The organism is Streptomyces longhuiensis (assembly GCF_020616555.1).
In the GTDB taxonomy this organism is placed as follows: domain Bacteria; phylum Actinomycetota; class Actinomycetes; order Streptomycetales; family Streptomycetaceae; genus Streptomyces; species Streptomyces longhuiensis.
In genome coordinates this window covers 9,677,920-9,700,374 of sequence record NZ_CP085173.1, presented here as the reverse complement: position 1 = coordinate 9,700,374, position 22,455 = coordinate 9,677,920, and the positions used below count along the sequence as shown (strand labels likewise).

General features: G+C 68.8%; 16 protein-coding genes and 1 pseudogene. 6 read left to right on the top strand and 11 right to left on the bottom strand.

From position 1 onward, the window contains the following. Positions 1-534 precede the first annotated feature (534 nt). The 5 genes from LGI35_RS44270 to LGI35_RS44250 form a co-directional block, all read right to left on the bottom strand. The gene (locus LGI35_RS44270) at positions 535-4,398 is read right to left on the bottom strand and encodes a S8 family peptidase (protein WP_227300061.1); all 3,864 of its coding nucleotides are present in this window, start codon (positions 4,396-4,398) and stop codon (positions 535-537) included. A 211-nt stretch (positions 4,399-4,609) separates the two neighbouring features. Further along, positions 4,610-5,623, bottom strand: a complete 1,014-nt coding sequence (locus LGI35_RS44265) for a helix-turn-helix transcriptional regulator (protein WP_227300060.1) — start codon at positions 5,621-5,623, stop codon at positions 4,610-4,612. A 220-nt stretch (positions 5,624-5,843) separates the two neighbouring features. Further along, the gene (locus LGI35_RS44260) at positions 5,844-6,197 is read right to left on the bottom strand and encodes an ATP-binding protein (protein WP_227300059.1); all 354 of its coding nucleotides are present in this window, start codon (positions 6,195-6,197) and stop codon (positions 5,844-5,846) included. 713 nt (positions 6,198-6,910) lie between these two features. Continuing rightward, positions 6,911-7,219 (bottom strand): type II toxin-antitoxin system PemK/MazF family toxin, encoded by a 309-nt coding sequence (locus LGI35_RS44255; protein WP_227300058.1) that lies wholly within the window; start codon positions 7,217-7,219, stop codon positions 6,911-6,913. Then, positions 7,216-7,413 (bottom strand): YlcI/YnfO family protein, encoded by a 198-nt coding sequence (locus LGI35_RS44250; RefSeq protein ID WP_227300057.1) that lies wholly within the window; start codon positions 7,411-7,413, stop codon positions 7,216-7,218. Before LGI35_RS44250 ends, LGI35_RS44255 begins: the two co-directional genes overlap by 4 nt. 281 nt (positions 7,414-7,694) lie before the next feature. Between LGI35_RS44250 and LGI35_RS44245 the strand changes: the two are divergent. Continuing rightward, positions 7,695-7,867: pseudogene (locus tag LGI35_RS44245) on the top strand (tyrosine-type recombinase/integrase); the annotation flags it as partial. Positions 7,868-7,930: 63 nt separating this feature from the next. Here LGI35_RS44245 and LGI35_RS44240 read toward each other — a convergent pair. Continuing rightward, a complete protein-coding gene (locus LGI35_RS44240) occupies positions 7,931-9,049 on the bottom strand; it encodes a PP2C family protein-serine/threonine phosphatase (RefSeq protein WP_227300056.1) in 1,119 nt (372 codons plus the stop codon). Positions 9,050-9,350: 301 nt separating this feature from the next. Between LGI35_RS44240 and LGI35_RS44235 the strand changes: the two genes are divergently transcribed. Next, positions 9,351-10,100: a hypothetical protein gene (locus LGI35_RS44235; protein WP_227300055.1), complete on the top strand. Its 750-nt coding sequence runs from the start codon at positions 9,351-9,353 to the stop codon at positions 10,098-10,100. Positions 10,101-10,217: 117 nt separating this feature from the next. Then, positions 10,218-11,015 (top strand): NsdA family TPR-like regulatory protein, encoded by a 798-nt coding sequence (locus LGI35_RS44230; protein WP_227300054.1) that lies wholly within the window; start codon positions 10,218-10,220, stop codon positions 11,013-11,015. Here the strand turns inward: LGI35_RS44230 and LGI35_RS44225 are convergent. Together LGI35_RS44225 and LGI35_RS44220 are read right to left on the bottom strand one after the other, a co-directional pair. Further along, positions 10,918-13,467 carry an amino acid permease gene (locus LGI35_RS44225; protein WP_227300053.1) on the bottom strand — a complete coding sequence of 850 codons (2,550 nt, stop codon included), beginning with the start codon at positions 13,465-13,467 and terminating at the stop codon, positions 10,918-10,920. The two genes, LGI35_RS44230 and LGI35_RS44225, sit on opposite strands and share 98 nt — an antisense overlap. Before the next feature lie 507 nt (positions 13,468-13,974). Continuing rightward, positions 13,975-14,670 (bottom strand): lamin tail domain-containing protein, encoded by a 696-nt coding sequence (locus tag LGI35_RS44220; RefSeq protein ID WP_423835766.1) that lies wholly within the window; start codon positions 14,668-14,670, stop codon positions 13,975-13,977. Positions 14,671-15,069: 399 nt separating this feature from the next. On the opposite strand from LGI35_RS44220, the gene LGI35_RS44215 reads away from it, so the two are divergent. After that, on the top strand, positions 15,070-15,339 hold the full coding sequence (locus LGI35_RS44215; protein WP_227300052.1) for a hypothetical protein: 270 nt from the start codon (positions 15,070-15,072) through the stop codon (positions 15,337-15,339). Then, the gene (locus LGI35_RS44210) at positions 15,336-15,470 is read left to right on the top strand and encodes a helix-turn-helix domain-containing protein (RefSeq protein WP_227300051.1); all 135 of its coding nucleotides are present in this window, start codon (positions 15,336-15,338) and stop codon (positions 15,468-15,470) included. Before LGI35_RS44215 ends, LGI35_RS44210 begins: the two co-directional genes overlap by 4 nt. A 620-nt stretch (positions 15,471-16,090) precedes the next feature. On the opposite strand, the gene LGI35_RS44205 is transcribed toward LGI35_RS44210, so the two are convergent. After that, positions 16,091-16,858: a ZIP family metal transporter gene (locus LGI35_RS44205; RefSeq protein WP_227300050.1), complete on the bottom strand. Its 768-nt coding sequence runs from the start codon at positions 16,856-16,858 to the stop codon at positions 16,091-16,093. Positions 16,859-17,051: 193 nt separating this feature from the next. After that, the gene (locus LGI35_RS44200; protein ID WP_227300049.1) at positions 17,052-18,485 is read right to left on the bottom strand and encodes a selenium-binding family protein; all 1,434 of its coding nucleotides are present in this window, start codon (positions 18,483-18,485) and stop codon (positions 17,052-17,054) included. 1,034 nt (positions 18,486-19,519) lie between these two features. Here LGI35_RS44200 and LGI35_RS44195 point away from each other — a divergent pair. Then, a complete protein-coding gene (locus LGI35_RS44195; protein WP_227300048.1) occupies positions 19,520-19,858 on the top strand; it encodes an STAS domain-containing protein in 339 nt (112 codons plus the stop codon). 1,038 nt (positions 19,859-20,896) lie between these two features. Here the strand turns inward: LGI35_RS44195 and LGI35_RS44190 are convergent. After that, entirely contained in the window at positions 20,897-22,411 is a 1,515-nt protein-coding gene (locus LGI35_RS44190; protein WP_227300047.1) for an FMN-binding glutamate synthase family protein, read from the bottom strand. Between the last annotated feature and the right edge of the window lie 44 nt (positions 22,412-22,455).

Here is a 22,455-nt window from a genome sequence, read left to right as displayed (position 1 = left end):
AACACGAAGAAGCTCCGGGCGACGAGGTCACCCGGAGCTTGTGACATGACTGAGGTTTGGGGCCGGGTCAGGCCGCCCGCAACGGCCGCGCTCCTCACGGCCCCACTCAGCGAGACGGAGTGCTCCCGTGGGTGACCGCCGCTACCGCCTCACCCTCACGACGACGCGGACCGTACTCCCAAATCGCCTCGCGTGACCTGGCCGCCAGGCGCGGAAAGCGCATGAAGGGGGCGCCCTCAACGAGCGCATTCAGCTCCTCGCCGACCGGGCTGGCATCCCCTACATCGCGAACAGGTCACCGCACACAGCCTGCGGGCGGGCCCAACCACCGACATAATCCAGGGCGTTGTTCCCCTCGCGGAGCGCGGAGCCGGACTTCTGGCCCCCTGTATCTCTTCGACGACCAGCCGGCCGGGTTGCGTGTCCAAGACGCCGTCCGGTGCGCGAAAGTCTCGCCGTGATGCCGCAAAGCGGCCCACCGCCGGATGTCACCACCCGGCGGGGGCCGCTGTGTCGTACGCGGTGCTCAGCGCCTCACTTGAGGGCGTACGCCCGGGTGATGGTCTGGGTCGTGCGGCTGCCGCCCGCGTCCCAGGCCTCGGTCTTGAGGGTCACGTATCCGTTGGTGTCCGCGAGCTTCGGGTGCCGCAGCAGGGCCTGGAAGGAGTTGCTGTCCTTCCGGAGCACCTTCGCCTCCTTCCAGGTGGCGCCGTCGTCGTACGAGACGGAGACCTTGGCGCCGGCCATGGCGGTGGAGCCGCTCCAGCCCTTGGGGCGACCCGCGTCCACGGTGAAGGTGTACGGCAGTCCGGCCCGTGCCTGGTTGAGCACGTTCAGCGGCAGGTCGTAGTCGAGCAGGATCACGGGCATGGACTCACAGACCTTGGGCGTGGGGATGAACGCCGTGTCGCAGTCCTTGATGGCCATGGTGGTCGGTGCCGCCTGGCTGAAGTTCCACTCGGTGCGTATCTGGCGGCCCAGGGTGACGCCCGGGACGTCGGTGGTCAGCTTCTGGTCGAGGACGTACCGGTAGTCCGCCTTCTCCTGCGCCAGCTGGCCGAAGCCGGTGATCGGCTTCCCGTTGAGGTAGTAACTCCAGGTGCCGGTCAGGCCCGACAGGGTGTGGGTGGGATCGTTGTCGGCACCGTCGCTGCCGGGCAATTTCTGCCAGACGTCGGCGCGGCAGAACACACACGGCCCGAACTCGTACTGGGACAAGCGCATCGGCGCATCGAACCAGCTCCGGGTGTAAGCCTTGCCCGGGGTGAGGTAGGTGGCGCGCTGACCGTTCATCCGCCACGTCGAGTCGTTGAAGTTGGCCGACACGCTCGGCTGGTACGTCACCCCGGTGCCCGCGAGGAAGTAGTCGTCGCGGGTGGTCCCCTGGTAGAGGGGCTGGCCGACGGAGCCGGCGGTCACCTGCAGCGGGCCCCAGATGTTCATGTTCTCGGCGCCCAGGCGCCGGGCGCCGTCGGAGTGGAACGTATTGGTGACCTTGGCGAAATCCTTGACGTCGACGGTCTTGGCCAGGTCGGCGGGGATCCGGTCGTCGGTGAAGTGCGGGTTGTAGGTGTAGCCCGATTCCAGGACGCCCTTCAGGGCGATCCGGACCTTGTGCTTGGCCAGCAAGCCCTTGAGGGTTGCGGCGTTGTCGTACGTGGCGTGGGCGAGCGGGATGGTCTGACCGGCGGGGACGCCGCTTCCGCTCGGCCCGGGGTCGGCAGGGGCCACGATCATTGCGACCGCTCCGGCAGCCGCGGCCCTGGTGGCCTGGTCGTCGGCCTTGGTGACGTCGGCCACGGAGACCAGAACGGTCTTGCCCTTGACGTCGGCAGCGGCGAAGTCCTGCTCGGTGCCGGCGCCGAGGTCGATCAGCTCGGTGTGCTTGGTGCCCTCGAAGCGCTTCGCGTTCACCGCGGACTTCAGCGGGATGGTCACGTGCCCGGGGGCCGTCACCTCCAGCTGGACCAGCGGTTCGCGCCGGGCCAGGGAGGTCTCCAGGCGCAGCGTGCCGGTGGTGGCGCCGGCACTGGGGATGGCGCCTTGCCTGGTGTCGGCGAGGTTGAGCAGGTTGCTGATGCCGGCGAAGTTCGAGTAGCCGCCTGCGGTGCCGGGGTCGCGGACGATGAACGTAGTGACTTGGCCGTTCTCCAGTGGCCGCTTCTCGCCCTTGATGTTCACGCTGAGGTCGGTGGCGGTGGTGCCGTCGACGGTGAAGGTCTGGTCCCGGTCGCTCACCTCGATGTTGGGCACGCTGAACAGGTCGGCCGCGTAGGAGACCGCACCCCCGGCCGGGTCTGCCGAGTAGAGCGAGCCCTCGATGGAGTACTTGCCGAGCGGCACCGACAGGGTGGCGCTGCCGCTGGCGTACATGGTCTGGCTCTGCCAGACGTGGTTGTCCAGCCCGTGCAGGGTGAACCTGATCGCACTGGGGGTCTTCCCGAAGCGGTCCGTGACCTTCAGCGTGACGTCGTGCTGCTCGACGGAGGTGACGAAGCCGAGTGCGGCGTGCACCGACTCGCCGCTCGCGGAGGTGGCGGTGACGGATCCGCCGTACTGGCCGGTCTTCAGGCCGTTGTTGTCGAGCGTGACGGTGACCTCGGCGGTGCCGCCGGCAGGGACGGTGACCCGGCCGTCGGACAGGCCCGCTCCCGACAGCGACAGGGTGCCCGCCGGGACCGCGGTGCCGCTCGCGTCCTTGGCGTCGGCCGTCACGGTCACCACGGTGTCGGTCGCGGCGTTGTTGTGCAGCGTCAGGGTGCGGCTGCGCGTGGGGTAGGTGCCCTTCTGCCACGGTATGACGCGGAAGTCGGCGGTGCCGGACAGCTCCAGCGACGGGTCGAGGGCGGCGGGGATGTCGACCCGGCCGTAGCCCTGCTGGTAGACGGTCTGGTCGGCGGCGGACTTGGCGTGCGCGGTCAGCGCGTCCTTGATGCGCTGACCGGTCCAGTCGGGGTGGCGCTGCTTGAGGATCGCGGCGGAGCCGGCCACATGCGGGGTGGCCATCGAGGTGCCGCTGGCCGAGGTGTAGTTGGCGTCCACGGGGGTGCCCATGGTGGTGCCGGCCGCGCGGGCGGCGACGATGTCCACGCCCGGGGCGGTGATCTCCGGCTTGATCGCCATGTCGCCGAGGCGCGGGCCGCGGCTGGAGAAGTCGGCGAGTGCGTCGGACTTGTCGACGGCGCCGACGGTGAGGGCCGCGTCGGCGGCGCCGGGGGTGCCGATGGTCGCCTCGCCCTTCCTGCCGTCGTTGCCTGCCGCGATGACGAAGAGGGTGTGCGAGGAGGCGCTGAGCGAGTTGACCGCGTTGGTCAGGGCGTCCTCGCCGGGGGTGTCGGTGCCGCCGAGGCTCATGCTGACGACGTCGGCGCCCTGCTCGACCGCCCAGTCCATGCCGGCCAGGATGCCGGAGTCCAGGCCCTGCCCGCTGTTGGCGAGCACCTTGCCGATGAGCAGGTCGGCGCCGGGGGCGACGCCCTTGTACTTGCCGTCGGAGTTGGCGCCACTGCCCGCGATGGTGGATGCGACGTGGGTGCCGTGGCCGTGACCGTCCTGGACCGTCTGGCCGTTGACGAAACTCTGGCTCTGGACGATCTTGGATTTGATGTCGGCGTTGTTCAGGTCGGCACCGGTGTCCAGCACGGCGACCTTCACGCCCTTGCCGTCGTACCCCTTGGCCCATGCCTGCGGAGCGCCGATCTGCGGCACGCTCTTGTCCAGTGCGGCCTTTACCTTGCCGTCGTACCACAGCTTGGAGACCCCGGCAGTGCCGGGGACCGTGGCGGCCTGGGCGCCTCTGCTGCGCGCCTTGACGGGCTTGACGGCCTGCCAGAAGCCCTTCGCGCGGTGCTTGTCGACATGCACCGCGGACAGCCCCAGCCGGGGCATGACCCGCTCGTTGTCGCTGCCCGGAAGGTCCTGGGTCTTCTGCGTCAGGGCAGCGGCGGTCGGTTTCCCCTGGAAGTCGACGATGGCGGGGACCTCGTCGGTCTTCGCGTCGCCGTACCCGTCCCGGACCATCCGGCTGACGTTGAACAGTTCACGGTCCACCGTGCCCGAGGCGACCGCGGCCGTGGTGTCGTCCGGGTAGACGTACAGGTCGCCGTTTTGTCCGCTGACGGTTTCGAACGTCTTGGACGTCCCGGCCCCGGATATGACGGAGACCGCCTGCCTGCCGTCGGGCTCGGTGGTCAGCGAGACCGTGTCGCCGGTGATCAGAGTCACCGCCGCCGCCGTCGCCGCCTGCTTGTGCAGCGTCGGGCGGCTGCTCAGGTCGAGAGGCGCCGGGGGTGTGGCGGCTGTCGCGGTTCCGAGCTGGCTCGTCAGTGACAGGGCGACTGTCACCGCGATCCCGCTGACGAGGGCGGTGCGCCCCCGTCTGAGGCGGGCCTTGTGCATCGGTTGTCCTTTCACGCGCAACTGGGGGGCGCTGCGGGGCAATTGATACCGAGGGGGACCGACCGAACGTCCGGCCGACTCCGCGCGCCGCTCGGAACCTAGCTCTCCGGCCGGTGCATCTTCCAGAGGTGGTGTGGCGGATACGCGCCACATGGCGCGCGCCCGCCACGTGGGTCCACGATGTGGGCGGCGCCGGGCCGCCGATGCGGCCCTATGTGTCCTGGCCGATGCCCGGCGGCTGCAGCCCGTCCAGGTCCCCGGCCGTGACCCAGCCGCGTTCGCAGGCGTGCCACCCGAGTTGCATCCGGCTCGAAGCGCCCGTCAGATCCATCAGGCCGCGTACCCGGCGGTTGACGGTCCGCTTGCCGATCCCCATGAGGCGGGCGATCGCGTCGTCGGTGAGACCGGACAGGAGCAGGAGCAGCAGATGGGTGTCCGAGCCGGAGAGTTCGCCGCGGTGCGTCTCGCCGGTTGACGGATCCAGGGGGAGCGCGGTGACCCACACCAGCTCGAACAGTGCGACGAGAGCGTCGAGCAGGGGGCCTTGGTGGATCTGCACGACGGCGCCCGGTGGCCGCCCGTCGTCCGTCCGCACCGCGAGCATGGCCGTGGACCGGTCTACGATGATCAACTTGACCGGGAGTCTGGCCAGCACGCGGGCCTGTTCACCTGCGTCCATGTACCGGCGGATCTCCAGCTGCACCGCATACCCCTCGATCGCGGCCCGGTCGTACACCGTCCGGAAGCGCACCCCCGCTGCCAGTTGCTCCAGCTCCGCGACGTTGAACTCCTCGATCAGCAGATAGGGCGGGGCGTCGAAGCGCAGTACTTCCCGGCGGGCGCGGAGCTGGAGCTGCTCGTACCGCTGCGCCAACGCCTCGGCGGGCACGATTTCGGCGATCTCCTCCAGGGCTGCCGGCCGGAGCGCCTCGCGGTACTCCTTGGTGAGTCGCTGCAGAACGCCTTTGGCGGACTGCAGTTCGTTCATGCGCGCCAGCAACAGCGTCTCCCCGGCGATATCCGGCGGGGCGGGAATCAGCTGCGCGGGCAGGTCGTCGGTGAGGGTGACCAGCCCCTTCACGGCCAGTGCCGCGACCGCCTGTTCGAGCTGGGCCCCGGTCAGGCCGGCCCGCTGCTCCAGCCGGCCCACCGGGCAGCGCCCGGACCCCACCAGCAGTTGGTACACCCGCGACTCGGCCGTGCTCAGACCCAGCGCCTCAAGCATGAATGTCCTCTCCTCACGAGCTCCCCGTTCCCACCCCGCGCACGCGGACCGCCCCCGGACCTCGATCAGTCCGGGGGCGGTCAGTCGGCGTCACTGCAGGCGCGAGCGGCGGCTCAGGGCCCGGACTCGGCCGCGCCCAACCGGTTTGCACACTCTCGGTCGTTGCCGCGCGGAGCGCGTCGAGCTCTGGGACCGACCTGGAACCTCGGCCAGCATCTATCTAACCGCTGAAATGATTCACGCTAAAGTTTCTGCTTGGCAAGAGGTTTGGCTCCAGCCGATCAGCCACCAGGTCGGGCTCGCCGCGACGTACCTGGATCGGGCCGCCACGTGCGTAGCGGATGGCGTTGGTGACCAGTTCGCTGACGATGAGCTGGTGAACGCCCACGTCGTCCAGCCCCCAGTCGCCGAGCTGCTTCCCGACGGCGGAGCGGATGGTGGCCACGGCCGCCGGGTCCGGGGCCAGTGCCCATTTGGCGAACCGATTTTGGGCGAGCAGGCGCGTGCGGACCAGGGCCTGACCGCAACGCCGGTGATCGCCTTCGTCGCGCAATCGGTGAACCACGTGATCCACGGCCTGCGAGCCTTGCCGTCGACGTCGACCAGCACCGGGGCCTGCATGTGGTCGGTCTCCCACACTTTGTTGCGCCAACCCCGCGGCCGGGCCAGGAACACATCGTGCTTACGCGCCGCCCGCTCCCTTCCCGCAAGCCCCGCCCGCTCCCCCGGCGTCAGGTCCCGCTGGATCGCCCGGTGCAGCGTCGGAATCGACGGAGGCGGCTCTCCCCCTCTGACCGCGCGAGCGTTCAGCTCACGATGGACCGCCACAACGTTGCCCTTCCACAAGGCCAGCAGGCGGCGCACCTCCGGGGTGACGGTGAAGCGGTCCCTGCTCCGGGCCCGTGCGCCGGGCTCCACGGCCGCGGACTCGTCTCGCTCGGCGGCGGCCAGCCACCGCCACGCCGTACGCTCGCCCACCTCCAACGACTGCGCACCAGACGTACATGACGTGTCGTCAATTGCCCCTGCTGCCGCACTCCCAGGCGTCGAGGTCGACCAACTGCGAGACGAGTACCGTCACGCAGTCGATCAGCTGGTCGAGGCGAAGGCGTCCGGCGGCCGACTCGCCGCGCCGCCCGAGCCCGGGCCGGCGGTGGACTTGATGGCCGCACTGGAAGAGTCGGTACGAGCCGCACGCATCAGAGCGACTGAGTGACTGAGGGGCTGGCAGGGACGGCTCAGCGGTACCACCCGGAGTGCGGTTGATCCGTTGCCCGCAGCTGTCGGTCAGAGATCGAGGACGGCGCGTAGGGCCTGGTCGACGCGGGCCATGGTGGCGGGGTCGACGGTACCGCGGTGGGTCGCTTCGGCGAATCGGACGGCGCGCAACTGCTGGAGATTCACGGCGACTGCGGTGCAGGAGATCGGGGTGTCGATGACGACGGACATCGCGGTGTCGGGGTAGCGGCCGGCGGGGTGCAGCACGATCGCGAGGACGGCCCCATACGCCTCATCGAGGCCCGAGAGGGAGACGACCAGGACGTGGCGGTCGTCGGGCAGGGTCCAGACGTCCCCGCGCTTGATCTCTGATGTCACAGGGTGTCGCCCTCGCCCGCCAGATCCTGGCCGAGGCCGAGGGCTGCGAGCTGGTGCCCGGCGTCGAGGGTCGCGGCGCGGCGGGCAGCACGCACGATGTAGGCGTTGGTGCTCAATCCGGCCGCCTTCGCCGCCTGCCTGATCGCAGGAGCCAGTTCGTCGGGCACGCGCAGTGTCATCGGGGTAATCGACATGGCACCAGACTAGACACCACAAAGTGGTGTCGTCAGGTGATATCAGCAACACGCCAGACTCGGTGGAACTCGCGCTCGTGCCTGCGCACGCCCTGGTTCCGTCCTTTGGGTCCGGAGGACGATGGATGTATGGGGAGTGACCGCGACCAGGACCAGAGCCAGGACCACGCTGCTGAACCGGCGCGGCCGGCGCTCAGCGTGGAGCCGGCCCGGACGGTGACGGCCGGGCTGCGTGAGGCTGGACGATGTCCGGCGCTTCGTTGCGGTGCTCGCCACCCGGGTTCACCACCCCGAACGGCCAGCCACTCGCCCCCGCCAACCTCACCCGCCGCTTCTGCCGCCTCCTCCACAGCGCAGGGCTCCGGACGATCCACTTCCACGACCTCGGACACTCGACCGCCACATGGAGCAAGGCGTCGATCTCGTCGTCATCAAGGAACTCCTCGGCCACGCGTTCGCCTGTCCTGTGACAGGCGCCGTGCCATTGAGGTTTGAGTGGTACAGGTGGGCCGGGTGATCAGGTTGCCCGGGGCGTGGCGGTGCGTTTTATGGCGATCATGGCGGCGTCGTCGTTGAGGTGTCCGCCGACGTGGTGCAGCAGGTCGCGACGGAAGCGGCCGAGGAAGGCGTCGGGGTCGTTGTCGGTCCATCCTGTGATGCGCTCGGCGAGTGGATAGAAGGTGCCGGTGGAGTCGCGGGCCTCGGTGACGCCGTCGGTGTACAGCAGCAGCAGGTCTCCCGGTTCGTACTGGAAGCTGTCGACGTGGTAGCGCGGATGCGCGAGTTCGCCCAGGCCCAGCGGAGGTGCGGGTTGAAGGCTGTCCATCGTCGTCGGTCGGCCGTGGCGCAGGACGATGGGCGGGGGGTGACCGCAGGCGACCATCTGAACTGGGCCATCCCGGTCGGGGATGTCCAGGATGGTGGCGGTGATGAATGTTTCTCCGTCGCGGCCTGTCTCGCCCGGCTCCATCAGGTCCCAGCACACGCTCCGGTCGAGGTAGGTCACCAGCTCGCCCAGGCTCGCCTGGCGGTGGGCAGCGATGCGGAACGCTCCGAGCAGCAGGGCGGCGTCATTGACCGCGGTCATCCCTTTGCCTTGCACGTCGCCGACGATCAGCCGGGTTCCGGAGGTGGTGCGCGCGGCCGCGTACAGATCCCCGCCGATCTGGGCCTCGGCCTCTGCCGCAAGGTAGAGGGAGGCGACGCGCAGCGGTCCGATCTCCTTGGGCAGTGGCGGCAGGACCACACGCTGGGCGGTCTCGGACACGTACCGCACTTGCGTCAGCACTTTTGCGCGGCGCTCCCGCACTACACAGAAGATCACCAGGGCCGTGCCGACCAGCACCAGGGCGATGATCTGTGCTTGGTCGTTGGACGAGAGCAACTGCTCAGGATCACGCAGTAGCCCGATGGCCGTCTGTGCGATCGCTGCCAGTGCGGCGACCAGGCCCACCGACCAGGGTCCCCCGAACAACGGTGTGATCGCTGGGGCCGCGACGAGCAGCGGACCCAGATAAAGGTTGGGCGGAGCAACAAGGTCGATCACGGACACCGCAACAATCCACGCGATCGGGATGGCGAGCAACGCCCGCCCCGCTCGCACCGGCCGTCGAAGTCCTCCGAGGCGCTGCGGCATGACTCTTGTCTACACCGCCCTTCCTCGGCTCGCACAGGCGGAGACGGGCGATGGGCACAGAGCACTGTTCACCCCACTGACTGACCTCCGCGGTCGGCAAGCGGTCACGGCATCGAACGTTTGAACCATTCCGGGCTGTGACAGCCCGGCTGCGCTCGCGTCGAGCGCTCACCGGATGAAGATGGTGCACCTCTTCCGGGGGATTCACGGCAAACCCTGATCTTGTTTCGCGGCTTCCGTCGTTGATCAAGGAGCAGGGTCCGTACAGCGCGGGCCCACTCACATGAAGGAGTACGGCCCCGTGAAATTCTTACCGCGTTCGGCTGCCGCCGTGCTGGCCGTCTGCGCCACCCTGAGCCTGGCGTCACAGTCGGCCAGCGCCGCGGACCCTGCCCCCGTGGACAAGTCCATCCCCAAGACAAACCTGCCGACCGCACAGGCGTTCCTCGACGGGAATCCGGCCGACCTCGCGAAGGCCGTTGCCTACTGCGAAAGCGGGCCGACAGCCTGCTCCTTCACCGTCGACATCAACAGCACGTTCCGGTACTACGACCGGGCACGCGTGGTCGGAGACACGTTCGTCAACTGCACCCGGAACACACTGGAGCGCACGCGGCACCTCAGCTACAACGAAGACGCCTTCGACAACGTCAGCAACACACAGGCCGACCTGTTCCCTCACCCGGTCCTTGCCCGACGCGACAACACCGGCCCCATGGCCCACCAGTTCGAGACGGCACTGACTTACACCGACGGCCGATGGAGCTGGGTCAGCTCCGACCAACGGGAAATCGTCGAGCGAATCGACCCAGGCGAGGTGTCCTGGGTCGAGCTCCAGCCCGCCCGGAAGCGGGTCTACGGCTCCTTCACCGCCACAGGCGAGGACGCGCCCGCATGGCGAATCGACGCCATCGTGGACAGCCCCACCCGCCTCATGCCGGACCGTCTCTTGCAGCGCACCGGGCCCATGACCGTAGCGGAGAAGGAGCGGTGCGCCGCCTCTCGCCCCGCGACGACCACCCCAGCCGGAAGCGACGCCCCCACCCGGTAGCGAACCGATGCGTCGGCGGCCGGTGTTCCGCTCACGGATCACCGGCCGCCGGATCGGGGTGGGGCGGCGCTCAGCTGGCTCGTCGAGGTGGGACTCGGCGGGCGTGACCCTGTGTACGTGCATGCCGTCAAGCAGCTCATCGAGATTGACGCCGAGCGGGGCGGACACAGCGCGCTCGAACGCGCCGCGCTCGCCGGCGTCAAGGAGGCGCTCCGTCTGCAGCGCAACTCCACCACGCAGCCCGTGCGGCAGCGCCTGTTCGGTATCGCCGCCGACTACACCGCCACCGCCGCCTGGTCATTGATCGACGCCCGAAACCTGGATACGGCCAACGCCCATCTCGAGCGCGCCCTGACCTATGCCGGGATGGCCCGGGACGCGGACATGACGATGCAGGTGTGGAACCTGCGTGCCATGCTCGCCCGCCAGCGCGAGGAGTATGGCAAGGTCGTCGCCACGGCCCAGGCAACCCCGGCCACCGCCATCACCCGTCGTTCGCCGCTGCACAACTCTCTTGCCCACACCCGTCTCGCGATCGGCCTGGCCCACAGCCACGAACCCAAAGCCGCACTTCGCTCCCTCGGCCGGGCCGAAGACGCGCTCTCCCAGGTTCGCGGCGACCAGGTGCCGCCGGTGTGGATCGCCTTCTACGGGGCGGCCGAGCTGTACTCCATCACGGCAATCGTCCGTGACCACGTCGGCGACCCTGCGCAGGCTGAGACCGCCTCCCACCGAGCGCTGTCCGCGCTCCCGGAGTCGTACCGCCGCAACCGCGCGAATGCCACCGCGCGCCTGGCCCTGGCCCAACCCCTGGGTGCTACTGGCGGTCCGGCTGCGGTAGGTCCTGCTCGGTCCAGATGGTCTTGCCGGTGGACGTGTAGCGCGTGCCCCAGTGGTGGGTCATCTGGGCGATGATGAACAGGCCCCGGCCTCCCTCGTCGTCGCTCGCGGCGTGCCGCAGATTGGGCGCGGTGTGGCCGGTGTCGGACACCTCGCAGGTCAGGGTCCGGTCGCGAATCAGGCGCACCTGGATCGGGCCGCCACGTGCGTAGCGGATGGCGTTGGTGACCAGTTCGCTGACGATGAGCTCCGTGGTGAACGCCACGTCGTCCAGCCCCCAGTCGCCGAGCTGCTTCCCGACGGCGGAGCGGATGGTGGCCACGGCCGCCGGGTCCGGGGCCAGTGCCCATTGGGCGAACCGATTTTGGGCGAGCAGGCGCGTGCGGACCAGGAGCATCGTCGCGTCCACGTCCACCGCCCCGGGCAGCATGGTGGACACCGCCCGGTCGCACAGCTCTTCCAGGGATCTTCGGTCGTCGCAGAGGACCTGTGAGAGCTTCGCGAGCCCGGCTTCGCGGTCGTCGGCCGCCTGGAGGAAGCCGTTTGTGAAGAGGGCGACAACAGTGCCCGGCGCGAGTTCCAGTTCCGTGCTCTGGTAGGGCAGGCCGCCGATTCCCAGCGGCGGTCCAGGCGGCAGTTGCGGATAGTCGACGACGCCCGTGTGCGGTTCGACGAGCGCCAGCACCGGCTCCCCGGCTCGCGCCATGCTGCACTCCCCCGAGACGGGGTCGTACACCGCGTACAGGCAGCTCACGCCCAGAGCCGCGTCGGCGTGCGCTTTCAGGTGGCCCGGGCCGCGGCCGGTTTCGTCCTCGTGCGTGGTCTGCTCGACCAGGTCGGCCAGACGGGACAGCAGCTCGTCCGGGCTCAGGTCCAGCCGGGCCAGGACGCGCACCCCCGTGCGCAGGCGTCCCACGGTGGCCGCGGCGCGTATGCCGTGACCGAGCACATCCCCGACGACCAGGCCGACCCGGGTACCGGAGAGAGGGATGACGTCGTACCAGTCGCCGCCCACCCCGGACCCGCTGTCGGCGGGCAGGTAGCGGCTCGCCGAGTCGACGGCGGCGTGCGGCGGCAGGCGGCGTGGAAGCAGACTCCTCTGGAGCTTGAGGGCCACGCTGTGGCCACGGGTGACCACCGGCATCAGCAGGAAACCGATCAGCAGGGCGCCCAGGCCCAGGACGGTGACCCCGCCCGTCCTGCCGATCAGCGGCAGGTCGACGGCGGTCGTGCCGTACCGGGGATCCGCGTAGACGACGAAGGTGGCATAGAGGAACAGCAAGAGCATGAACAGCGCGCCGAGCCCCGGTAGCACACCCTTGAAGACCAGATCCTTGACGCTGCGGGTGAGGATCTTGCGGTGGTACCAGACGCAGGCGAAGCCGGTCAGTCCGTACTGGAACGCGATCGCGAGACCGACCGAGTCGATCGAGTCGGCCAGGACGTTCTCGCTGAGCGAGGCCAGCAGGACGAACAGGGCGATCGAGGCCGCTCCCATGCCGATGGTCCCCCAGGTGGGGGTGAGAAACCTGCGGTGGACCCGGGCGAACCGAGAAGGCACGGCCTTGTGGACCGCCATGGAGAAGACAGTCCTGGCCAGGGGCAGGATGGTGGTCTGGGCGGAGGCCAACGCGGAGGTCAGCACCATCAGGATCAGCAGTCTCGACAGGAACAGCCCCGTGCCCTGGCTCCCGAACACGGCCTCACCCAGCCCGGAGAACACATCGTCCGCGTTGTCCGCGTTGCCGAGTCCGATGCCCGAGGTGCCGACCCCCGCGAACGCCTGCGCCGACGTGGACACCAGTCCGTACATGACCAGGAGCAGCACGGTGGACAAGACCGCGGCACGGCCCGGGATGCGCGTGCTGTCGACGGTTTCCTCGTTGACCGAGAACGCGGTGTCCCAGCCCCAGTAGATGAAGACCCCCGCGAGGATGCCCGAGGTCATGGCCGTCACCGAGGGCACCGCGAAGGGGTTGAACCAGGACACCGACACATGGATCGCCGTCGGCGGAGGGCTGGTGTACACCCTGACCAGCGCGGCGACGGCGAGCAGGATCAGCATCGTCACTTCCAGGCACAGCAGCCAGCGCTGTACAGCCGCCGAGAACGAGATGCCGACGTAGCAGATCACTGTCAGCACAGCGATCCAGACGACGCCTGCCGCGGTGGTCCACAGCCGGTTTTCCGCCAGTGCGTCCAGGCCCATCAACCGGAAGCCGTAGGCAGCGGCGATCTGCGCGAGGCTGGCCATGACGATGATGTTGGCGACGATGAGACCCCAGCCGCCCATCCAGCCGGTGCGCGGTCCGAAGGCGCGGGTGGCCCAGGTGAAGGTCGTCCCGCAGTCGGCGTTGCTCGCGTTGAGCTCCCGGAAGGCGTACGCGACCAGCAGCATCGGGACGAAAGCCAGCATGGTGACGATCGGAGCCTGCAATCCGACTCCGGCCACGATGATGCCCAGCGTGGCGGCGAGGCTGTACGCCGGGCCGGTGGAGGCCAGGCCCATGACAACCGAGGAGAACATGCCCAGAGCATCGTTCTTGAGCCCCTTGTGGCCGGGCCCTGTGCCCGGAGCGGGGCGACCAGCCGACACGGCACCGCCGAAGAGCCTCACACTTGATTCCAACGCAGGGCCGCTCCCCTTCGCAACAGCGCAGGGACGGCCGCAGTGGCTGCCACCGTGCACGACGGGGCGATGCGGCCATCGTGTGCCGCTCGCAGAGAAAGCCGCCGATGGCTCTGAGCTGCACCGGCGTCGCACCTCTGCTCTCGCAGCGTCACAGACGAATGACGGCCAGAGCGATGTCGTCGCGGGGCCTCGCTGGTGACTGGCAGCCGGGGCCGGCCATGCGTCCGCCAACTCCTCGAGGGGAGAGCGGGCGGTTCGACCTGGGGCGGGCGCCGGCGCTGCGGCAGTCCCGGTACACGCCCGTCCTATACGTCGGCGGCGCGCAGTGGCCGAATGAGCCACTGCACGCCGCCAAGCAGCACTCAGCCGACGACCGGCCGTTCAGTCACCCGCGAGCCGGGGTCAGTGGTGGCCACCGCCCTGACCACTCTGATGTTGGCCACCCTGCCCGCTGCCTTGGCTACCACTCTGGCCCTGACCACCCTGGTGCTGGCCGCCCTGGCCGCCGCTGCGGTGCTGTCCGTCGCGGTCACGGTGGTGACGGCCACCGAGGTCACCCCAACGCGAACCGTCACGGTCACCGAAGTGACGGCCACCGAAGGCATCCCAGCGCCAACCGTCACGGTCACGGAAGTGACGGCCGCCCCAGGAGACCTCGTCCACGAATCGGCCGTCGTCGTTGCGCAGCGTGGCGGTGTCGGAGCGGTTGTCCCACACGTAGTTGCGGCGGTCCTGGTAGACGTCACGGTAGGTGTCGCGGCCGATGCCCGTGTGGACACGGACAGTGGCGCCGCCGCCCAGGCGGTAGTGGCGGAACGCGTAGGTGTGGCCGTCCTCGTCCGACAGCCTCCAGCCGTCCAGGTTCACACTGCGACGTGAGGTGTTGGTGACGTCGATCCACTCCCGGTTCAGGGAGTAGTTGGAACGGTCGTCGAAGCCCGGCGAGTCGTACTGCACACCACTGATCACCACACCCGACCGGTACGGAGCGGCGTGGTGAGGGCCGGACTGTGCGGAGGCCGGCAGGGCAGCCGCACCCACGGCGGCGCCCGCCGCGACTGCGGCAGCGGCGATACGACGGATAGAACGAGAAGACACGAAGGCTCCCCTTGAGGTACGAGCCCGCCCCCGACCAGCGTGGAGTGGCCCGGGGCGGGCGGTGTGCGGATCCCGGCTGATGCCGAGAACCCAGAGATTGACCGCCCGCCCAGCCCAAGACGAGTTGCACCGTTTCGTGTTTCCATATCGGGACATTTCCGTAACGGTCGCCTGTAGTACTCACCCAACCCGACAGGCCCCAACGCCCCGTTCGCGGGCGAGTACACCCAGCCTCAGGACATCACGGCGCAAGCGGTTTCCAGCCCCCCGGGCACCCCGCCCCACCACCCGTCCGCGCGACACCAGAGCCCCCTTCGGCACGTAACAGGCAAATACGAATATGGGGGCACCGTCGAAAGCGGCGATCTCGCCTCCTGCGAATCCCTCGACCCGCGAACGGTGGATCTCGTCGTCGAGATCGTCTCCCGGTGGAACTCCTCGAACGACTACCAGGACATGGTCGCCGGCTGTCCCCTCATGGGCATCCCCCAAGACACCGTGGACTCCCGCGACGACGGCACTGCCATGCATTACTCGGGCATCTCGACTCACATGGGGCGCACCGTGGATGAGAACCAACACCACTACCGGTACGGCGACCTGATCACCATCGAGGGATGGAAGATCGACACCGGCGCCCTGCCCCGCTACACCAAGGACGGGCAGTGAACACCACCGAACTCATCTACGGCTGGCGCAAGGCGCACGGCCTGACACAGGCCCAGCTCGCCCCCCTTGCCGGAACCGGACAGGCCGCGATCTCCCGTATCGAGCAGGGCACCGAGTGCCGTCTGCGGTAGTTCTGGACCACAAGGCGACCGCGCTCAAATGCCGCCTGTACGACACGTTCACCGAAAGTGACCCCCTGTCAGACAACGGCGCACCAAAGACGCCAATGGACGCTACGGGAATCACCGACAACGGCGCATTTGACCGCCCGCTGAGGGGGTGCGGCCCCGCGCGCGGTTGGCGTGGAGCGCGGGGCCGTAGGTACGTCGGGGCAGACGTCCTGAGGAGACGCTAGGACCGCGCAGCACGGATCGCATGTCGACTGGGCCAATCGTGGACCCCGGAAATGGCCTGGCCCGGTTGGACGGAGGAAGGTACAACCGCCGTGTCCTGGTGCTTCTTTGTGTACTTCGGCACGGGTACGGGCAGTGTGCGGGCTGCAGCTGTCCCGGGCGGGAGCCGCCAGGGTTCGACCGCACCTGAGATCGGCGTGGTCTGACGTCGTGGGCAGGCGGTCAGCGCGCAGGTGCCTGCAGTCAGTATGGACGTTGGGAAGGACAGGTCTGGTCTGCGAGCACATGTGTTCTGCCTCCATGCCGGTCTGCGCACCTCGCGGGCCGGAGGCAGAGAGCCGCACAGCCGTGCCCGCTGGTTCCCGCTACCTTCATCATCCTCGTGTGACAGGTCGCATTCAGCGGTTGACTGTCCCGACAAGGACGAAGAGCGCGGTGAGGACAGCCGCGAGAGTCATCGCCAAAGCAGCCGGGACCCCGAGAACTCGCCGGTCCGCGGGCCGCTGCTGATGGGCGAGTGTGAGCGCCACCCACGCCGCCTGCGCGAGTACGCCGCCGACGAAGGCGTGCAGCAGCGGCATGATGCCGTCCGGAAGGGGCAAAGCGCTCGCCACGAAGGCCCCTGCGACCAGGCTCAAGCAGGCCAGCCCGATCCACGGAGCCACGCGCCGCCTCGGTTGCACCCCCAGCAGAGCGGCCATTGCCAGGCCCTCGCTGGCCGCGTGCGCGAGGAGCGCCGCCACCACGGCGACCGAGGCGGTCAGCGCAAGGGTCGACCCCTCGAGGAAGCGGTGCAGAGCAAGTCCTGATGCCGCGCCCACGCCGCCCGCACGACCTGGCTTGCACGGGCAGCCGATACGGACCACCGCACCCATCACCCCGCACGAGGCGAGCGCGGTGACCGGCACCACCCACAGCGGCACGCCGGCCTCATGGGCCTCGTCCCACGCGTCGGGCAGAAGATCGAGAACCGCAATGATCAGCAATATCCCTGACGCGGCGGCCAGCAGAAGCGCCGACCGGCCGGATCCGCGCCGTGCCAGCCAGGCGCCCACCACAGTGGCCACAGCCACCAGCACCACAGCCGCCAGCCTTTCGGTGGAGGGCAACTGCCACCCGGTTGCGTCGATAGTGCGCCCGCCTGCTGCGTAGAGCACGGAGGACATCTCCCCTCCCTCCGAGGGTGGCGGCTTACGTGCGCGGGGCCCGGGCTAACCGGATCCGTCGGATGTGCTCGGATGCGACCCGCCGCTGCGCCGGTATGTGCCGCCAAATCCTCGGCGCACTCCGCACATGGCGGCCCACGAGCCGAGTCGGTTGCAACACGAGCTTCAGCAGGCTCTCGCGGAGCACAAGCGGTCAGCTGCGGTAGCAGTACGAATCCGAGGAGGCGTCGCCGCCTTGCAGGCGCGTCTGGTGCACGTGCAGGCCCAGGAAGTCCGGGCCGTGCGGGTAGAAGCGGCTGTCGGCGGAGAGCCCGCCGTGCGAGGTGTCGGCGTTGAGCTTGACCATCCACGGGTCGATGCCTGCGGGATAGAACTGCGCGTCCCAGGTGCTGTACAAGGAGTTCGTCAGATACACGCGCCGCCCATCGCGGCTGAGCTCGACCATCTGCGCTCCGCCGGTCAGTGGAGTGTCCGGCTCGGCGGGATGCGGCTGTCGGCTGACGATGCCGCCAAGACGCACGGCCGCGGTCTGCTTCGGATGGAACGGGTCGCTCACGTCGTATTGGTGCAGATCGCCGGTTCCCCATGTGGATACGTACAGCCATCGGTCGTCCACCGACAGGTCGATGTCGGTGATCAGTGGGGGAACGGCGCCGAACGGCTGCAGTGCGGGCGGCAGGTCCTGCGTTTGCGCGGGCTCGGCAGGGATGGTGATCACCTTGCGGACCCCGAAGTCCTCGCCCTCCCGGTTCCACAGCCACACCGACGCCGACAGGTCCTCGACGTTGACCACGGCGTGTGCGAACCCCCACGTTGCCTCAGGGTCGTGCGCGGGACGCAGCTCCAGCACCATCTGGTTCTCGTCCCCCAGATCGACGCGCTGCAGGTGCCGGCCGGAGTCCAGCTCCCAGAAGTGCAGCGAGTGGCCGTACTGGCGATCCAGCAGCAGTTCGGGGACGAGGCCGTCCTCGTACATCGAGGGGGTGCCCCACTCGCTGGTCACGGCGATGTTCTGGCGCAGATGCCACCAGAGGTCGTAGGCGAGCCGCTGCGGTCCGCGGTCACTCTCCCAGGCGCGCAGCACTTCGAAGCTTTCGTGGTCCAGCAGCGCGACGCCACCAGGCCCGTCCGCACCGTCCGCGCCGCCCAGGCAGGACAGGAACACCCCTTCGGGACCGCAGTGGAGTGTGTGCGGACGTGAGTATTCGGCCTTGGCGGCCAACTCCTCGGACTCAACCACCTTGACCAGGCGCGGGCGGGCGGGATCGGGGCCGGTGTCAAAGATGTGCAGACGGGAGGAGCGCAGTCCCGGGATGATGAGATAGCGCCGCGCAGCGTGATGATGACCGGCATGGGCCAGCGCGCTCGAGCAGGCGTTCCAGCCGAAGTGGTGCAGTTCGTTGCCCAGGCCGGGCAGTTCGGCGTGGGAGATCACGCGGCCGTACTCGGGGGATTCGGGGTCGGCGCCGACGGTGAACAACGCGTCCGCGCGCTGCGCGGTCGGGTCGAAACCGACGACGTAAGCGAACTTCTCCGGGGGCGCGGCGACGGCATCCGCCGGAGTGCGGTACAAGGTGGGGTCACTACTGTGGTCGTCGCGGTCGTGAGCGTGCTCAGTCGCCCTCATGGCTGTTCCTTACTCCCGAACGGGAGCCTGGATCCGGGGGACTTCCGACAGGCGGCCGGACTCAACCGTTCGAGATCGATGTGCCGATGCGAGACAGATATGCCATGAAATGAGCGTTTCATAGTCCCGGAGCCCTGCCAAGCCGACAGCGCGGGGCGCGGACCGCCTCAGCGCGCGGCTCTCTCTTCCGGCACGCCCGAGAGCGACGGCGCCGAGCGGACACGGGTGTTCCGGCCGCCTTGCCAGTTGACCGCGCCCGACGCCTCTCGCCGATCCGGCCTGATCGACGAGACGGGGCCTGGCGGGCCCGGCAGTGACAAGTCAGTAGATCCGGTGATCGCGTGCCGCCGCTTGCGGGGCGCGTCAAGATCCGTCCGCAGTATCCGTCGATCACCGGCGGATCGCCGCGTGCACCGCCGCCCAGTTCCAGGCGGATCAGACCGCGCAGAGCACCGCCGCCACGATGCCCCAGCCCTGCAACTACCTGCGTGTATGCCTCCTCAGGCGCCGTCGCACTGCCCCCGACTCCCCGCGCCCGCGAATCGCCGGGCGGTTCCACTTCCGCGAGCACGATGGCCGTGCAAGTGCTTCATGTGACTTCATGATCACATTCCTGCTCCACCGCAGAGTCCACCGTCCGGGGCGCTCAGCCACCCGGACAGGCCGCCGAGGCTGACGGTCGGATGACCGGCTCTACGACTGGTGTCCGAGGCGGGGAATCCGGGGCCCGTCTTGCAGGTTCCCGATCCCGGGAACCTGCCGGAAGACGCCGGCGTACGAAAGTTCACCCGAGAACCTTGACGCCCCAGCCCGGGAAGTCCACGCGACGCGGCCACGGTTTCGCAGGTCAGCGAATTGCGCCGGTAGCCCGGTAGCGCACCCTCGGTTGGCATGCCGCGCTTTCACGGAGGGGGGCCTTGGACACCGGCGCGCTCATGAGTGAGGCCATGGCCAGCCGTTCGTGCATATGCGGAACGAGCGTGCGGTAGGCACGACCCGCAACCTCTCCCCAGGGCATCGCCGTTAGGCGGACCATGCACCCCGAATTTGCCATCAGCCACCGTGACGAGAAGGGCTGGACCGTCGTCGAGGTCCACGGCGAGGTCGACGTCTCCACCGTGCCCCGGATCAGGGAGTACGTCAGCGCCTGTATCGAAGCGGGCCGGCATCACCTCATCGTGGACCTGGTGGGCGTGCAGTTCATGGACTCGACGGGCCTGGGGCTCTTCGTCCACATCGGCAAGCGGATCCGTGCACACGCCGGTGACCTGAGGCTGGTGATCACGAACCCGAATGTCCTGCAGATCTTCCAGATCACCAACCTGCACCGGGCCTTGCAGATCTATGACTCGGCAAAAGCCGCGATGGAGTGACATGAGAGGCGACGACAGAGGCCCGGCGCCCCGCCCACAACTGCGTGGCGCCTACTGGCTGAGCAGCTCCGAGAGTGACTGCCCATGGTGCCGGCAGCTCCAACTGCCAAGCACCGAGCGCCCCCACAGGGACGGCGAAAACTCACCACCGGGAAGGCCCCGCCTCGCTGAGAGCATACGGACTGTCATGGTGACGCTCGCGACCATCACCACAGTCATCGCCACGGTGGTAACCGTATGGCGGACCTGACTGCGTCCCCAAGGCCGCTGGCCTTGCCCCGAAGCAAACGGGCCACCTACGACGGCGAATCGGCCCAGACAGAGGCCGGAGAAGGCATACCAGCTCTCGTGCCGTCCGTGGGTGAGAAGGGCCGGCGAACGGCACAAGGGAACGCTCCAGGAGCACGTCGAACAACGCCTCAGCCATGACGGATGGGCTGCGCCGCGCCGGTGGCGTCTCGGCTCCCAGTCGCTGGACACCGAATCGAGTTCCCTCGTGTGCAAGAACGGCAGCAGTGCGACGGCAGCCCCGATACGGTCCAGGTGGCGGATCAGGCCGACGACCAGACCGGGTTCGATCCGGTGGGTCTTGCGGATTGCCGGCAGTCCGGCCGCCGTCACCGTGCCCTCGCCCGCGAGTTCGGCGAGCTGCCCGGCTTCGGCCTGTTCCAGGCGGCGGGCGCGCAGCGTGGCGTCGGTGATACGGGGGCCCGCACAACGGGCATCGCCACAGCCGAACTGCGGGCGGCATGCTCCAGGCAGTGTGGCCTTCCCCGTCCATGTCCCACGGCGTGGTCATGCGCTGGTCCCCCGCTGCCCTGACCGCGAAGCTTCGGCGGCATGGTGCGTGGCCAGAACGGCTGGCTTGCCGCTTTCACTTGCGTCAACTGACCGCACCACCGCACCGGTGCGGTGGTGCGCGCACCGAGTCCATCCGGTGCGCACCGCGATGCGCACCACCGTCCACTCGGTGCGCTCCACTCGGTGGGCGTGCTGCGCAGGGCATGACGGTTGAAGACAGGTGGCCGAGTAGCCAGCTCAGGTGATGAGCAGTTCGGCGATCTCATGGGCGAGCTCCGGCCCGAGCGAGCCCCAGCCATCCTTGTAGCCGTACACACTCCCCAGGGTGCGGGCGTCGTAGTCGCCGTTCAGGATGTCTATGTCGGTGGGGGTGATGAGCGACGGGTGGGGGACACCGACGGCGCCCGAGACCTTCAGCAACTCCCTGCGCAGGGTGCGCAGGTACATCGCGGCCCGGATGCCCTTCGAGGGCGCGTCGATGCCGCGCGCCAGCCACGGGTTCTGGGTGGCGATGCCGGTGGGGCACTTGTCGGTGTGGCACTTCTGGGCCTGGATGCAGCCGATGGACAGCATCGCCTCACGGCCCACGTTGATCATGTCGACGCCGAGGGCGAACGCGACGACGGCGTTCTCGGGCAGGCCGAGCTTGCCGGAGCCGATGAAGGTGATGTCGTCGGTCAGGCCCCTCTCGGCGAACACGCCGTAGACGCGGGAGAAGCCCACGCGGAACGGCAGGGACACCGAGTCGGCGAAGATCAGGGGAGCCGCCCCAGTGCCGCCCTCGCCACCGTCGACGGTCACGAAGTCGACCCCTCGCTCACCCCGCTCCATCAGCGTGGCGAGTTCCTCCCAGAAGTCCATCTCCCCGATGGCGCTCTTGATCCCGACCGGCAATCCGGTCTCCGTGGCCAACAGTTCCACGAAGTCGAGCATCGAGTCCACGTCGTGGAACGCGGTGTGCCGCGACGGCGAAGCGCAGTCCTTGCCCGCAGGAATGCCGCGGATCGCGGCAATCTCGTCGGTCACCTTCGCGCCCGGCAGCATGCCGCCGAGCCCCGGCTTCGCGCCCTGCGAGAGCTTGATCTCGATCGCCTTGACGGGCGCGCCCGCGACCAGTGACTTGAGCTTGTCGAGATTGAACGTCCCGTCCTCGTTGCGGCAGCCGAAGTACGACGTACCGATCTGGAGGACAAGGTCCCCGCCGTTGAGGTGGTAGGGCGACAGGCCGCCCTCGCCGGTGTTCTGCATCGTCCCGGCCAGCGCCGCGCCCTTGTTCAGCGCCGTGACGGCCGCGCCGGACAGCGAGCCGAAGCTCATCGCCGAGATGTTGATGACGCTCGCCGGGCGGAACGCCTTCGCGCGGCCGCGCGGTCCGCCGAGCACCTTGGCCGAGGGCAACGCCGCTTGTGGGTCGCTCAGATCGGGCAGCGCACCGGCGAACGTACGCTGCTTCACGTATGCATGACCCTGCACGTGCTCGATGTCGTTGTCGGTGCCGAACCCGAAGTAGTTGTTCTCCCCCTTCGCCGACGCGTAGATCCAGCTGCGCTGGTCACGGCTGAAGGGACGCTCCTCGTCGTTGGACGTCACGATGTACTGCCGTAGCTCGGGGCCGATCGTCTCCAGCACATACCTGGCGTGTCCCACCAGGGGGAAGTTCCTCAGCAGCGCGTGCTTCTTCTGCACGAGGTCGCGGGCGGCCACCAGCGCCAACCCCGTGGCGGCTGCCGCACCTATGCTCCGAGCACGCATCACAATCGTTCCTCTCCTCGACTGGCCGAACCTCACGGTGACCA

Coding starts and splice junctions, on each gene's coding strand:
- LGI35_RS44225 (WP_227300053.1), bottom strand. CDS start 13,467: ATGTTCTCCTCGGTTGTCATGGGCCTGGCCTCCACCGGCCCGGCGTAC.
- LGI35_RS44200 (WP_227300049.1), bottom strand. CDS start 18,485: ATGAGGGCGACTGAGCACGCTCACGACCGCGACGACCACAGTAGTGAC.
- LGI35_RS44195 (WP_227300048.1), top strand. CDS start 19,520: ATGCACCCCGAATTTGCCATCAGCCACCGTGACGAGAAGGGCTGGACC.
- LGI35_RS44270 (WP_227300061.1), bottom strand. CDS start 4,398: ATGCACAAGGCCCGCCTCAGACGGGGGCGCACCGCCCTCGTCAGCGGG.
- LGI35_RS44240 (WP_227300056.1), bottom strand. CDS start 9,049: ATGCCGCAGCGCCTCGGAGGACTTCGACGGCCGGTGCGAGCGGGGCGG.
- LGI35_RS44265 (WP_227300060.1), bottom strand. CDS start 5,623: ATGCTTGAGGCGCTGGGTCTGAGCACGGCCGAGTCGCGGGTGTACCAA.
- LGI35_RS44205 (WP_227300050.1), bottom strand. CDS start 16,858: ATGTCCTCCGTGCTCTACGCAGCAGGCGGGCGCACTATCGACGCAACC.
- LGI35_RS44190 (WP_227300047.1), bottom strand. CDS start 22,411: ATGCGTGCTCGGAGCATAGGTGCGGCAGCCGCCACGGGGTTGGCGCTG.
- LGI35_RS44250 (WP_227300057.1), bottom strand. CDS start 7,413: ATGTCGATTACCCCGATGACACTGCGCGTGCCCGACGAACTGGCTCCT.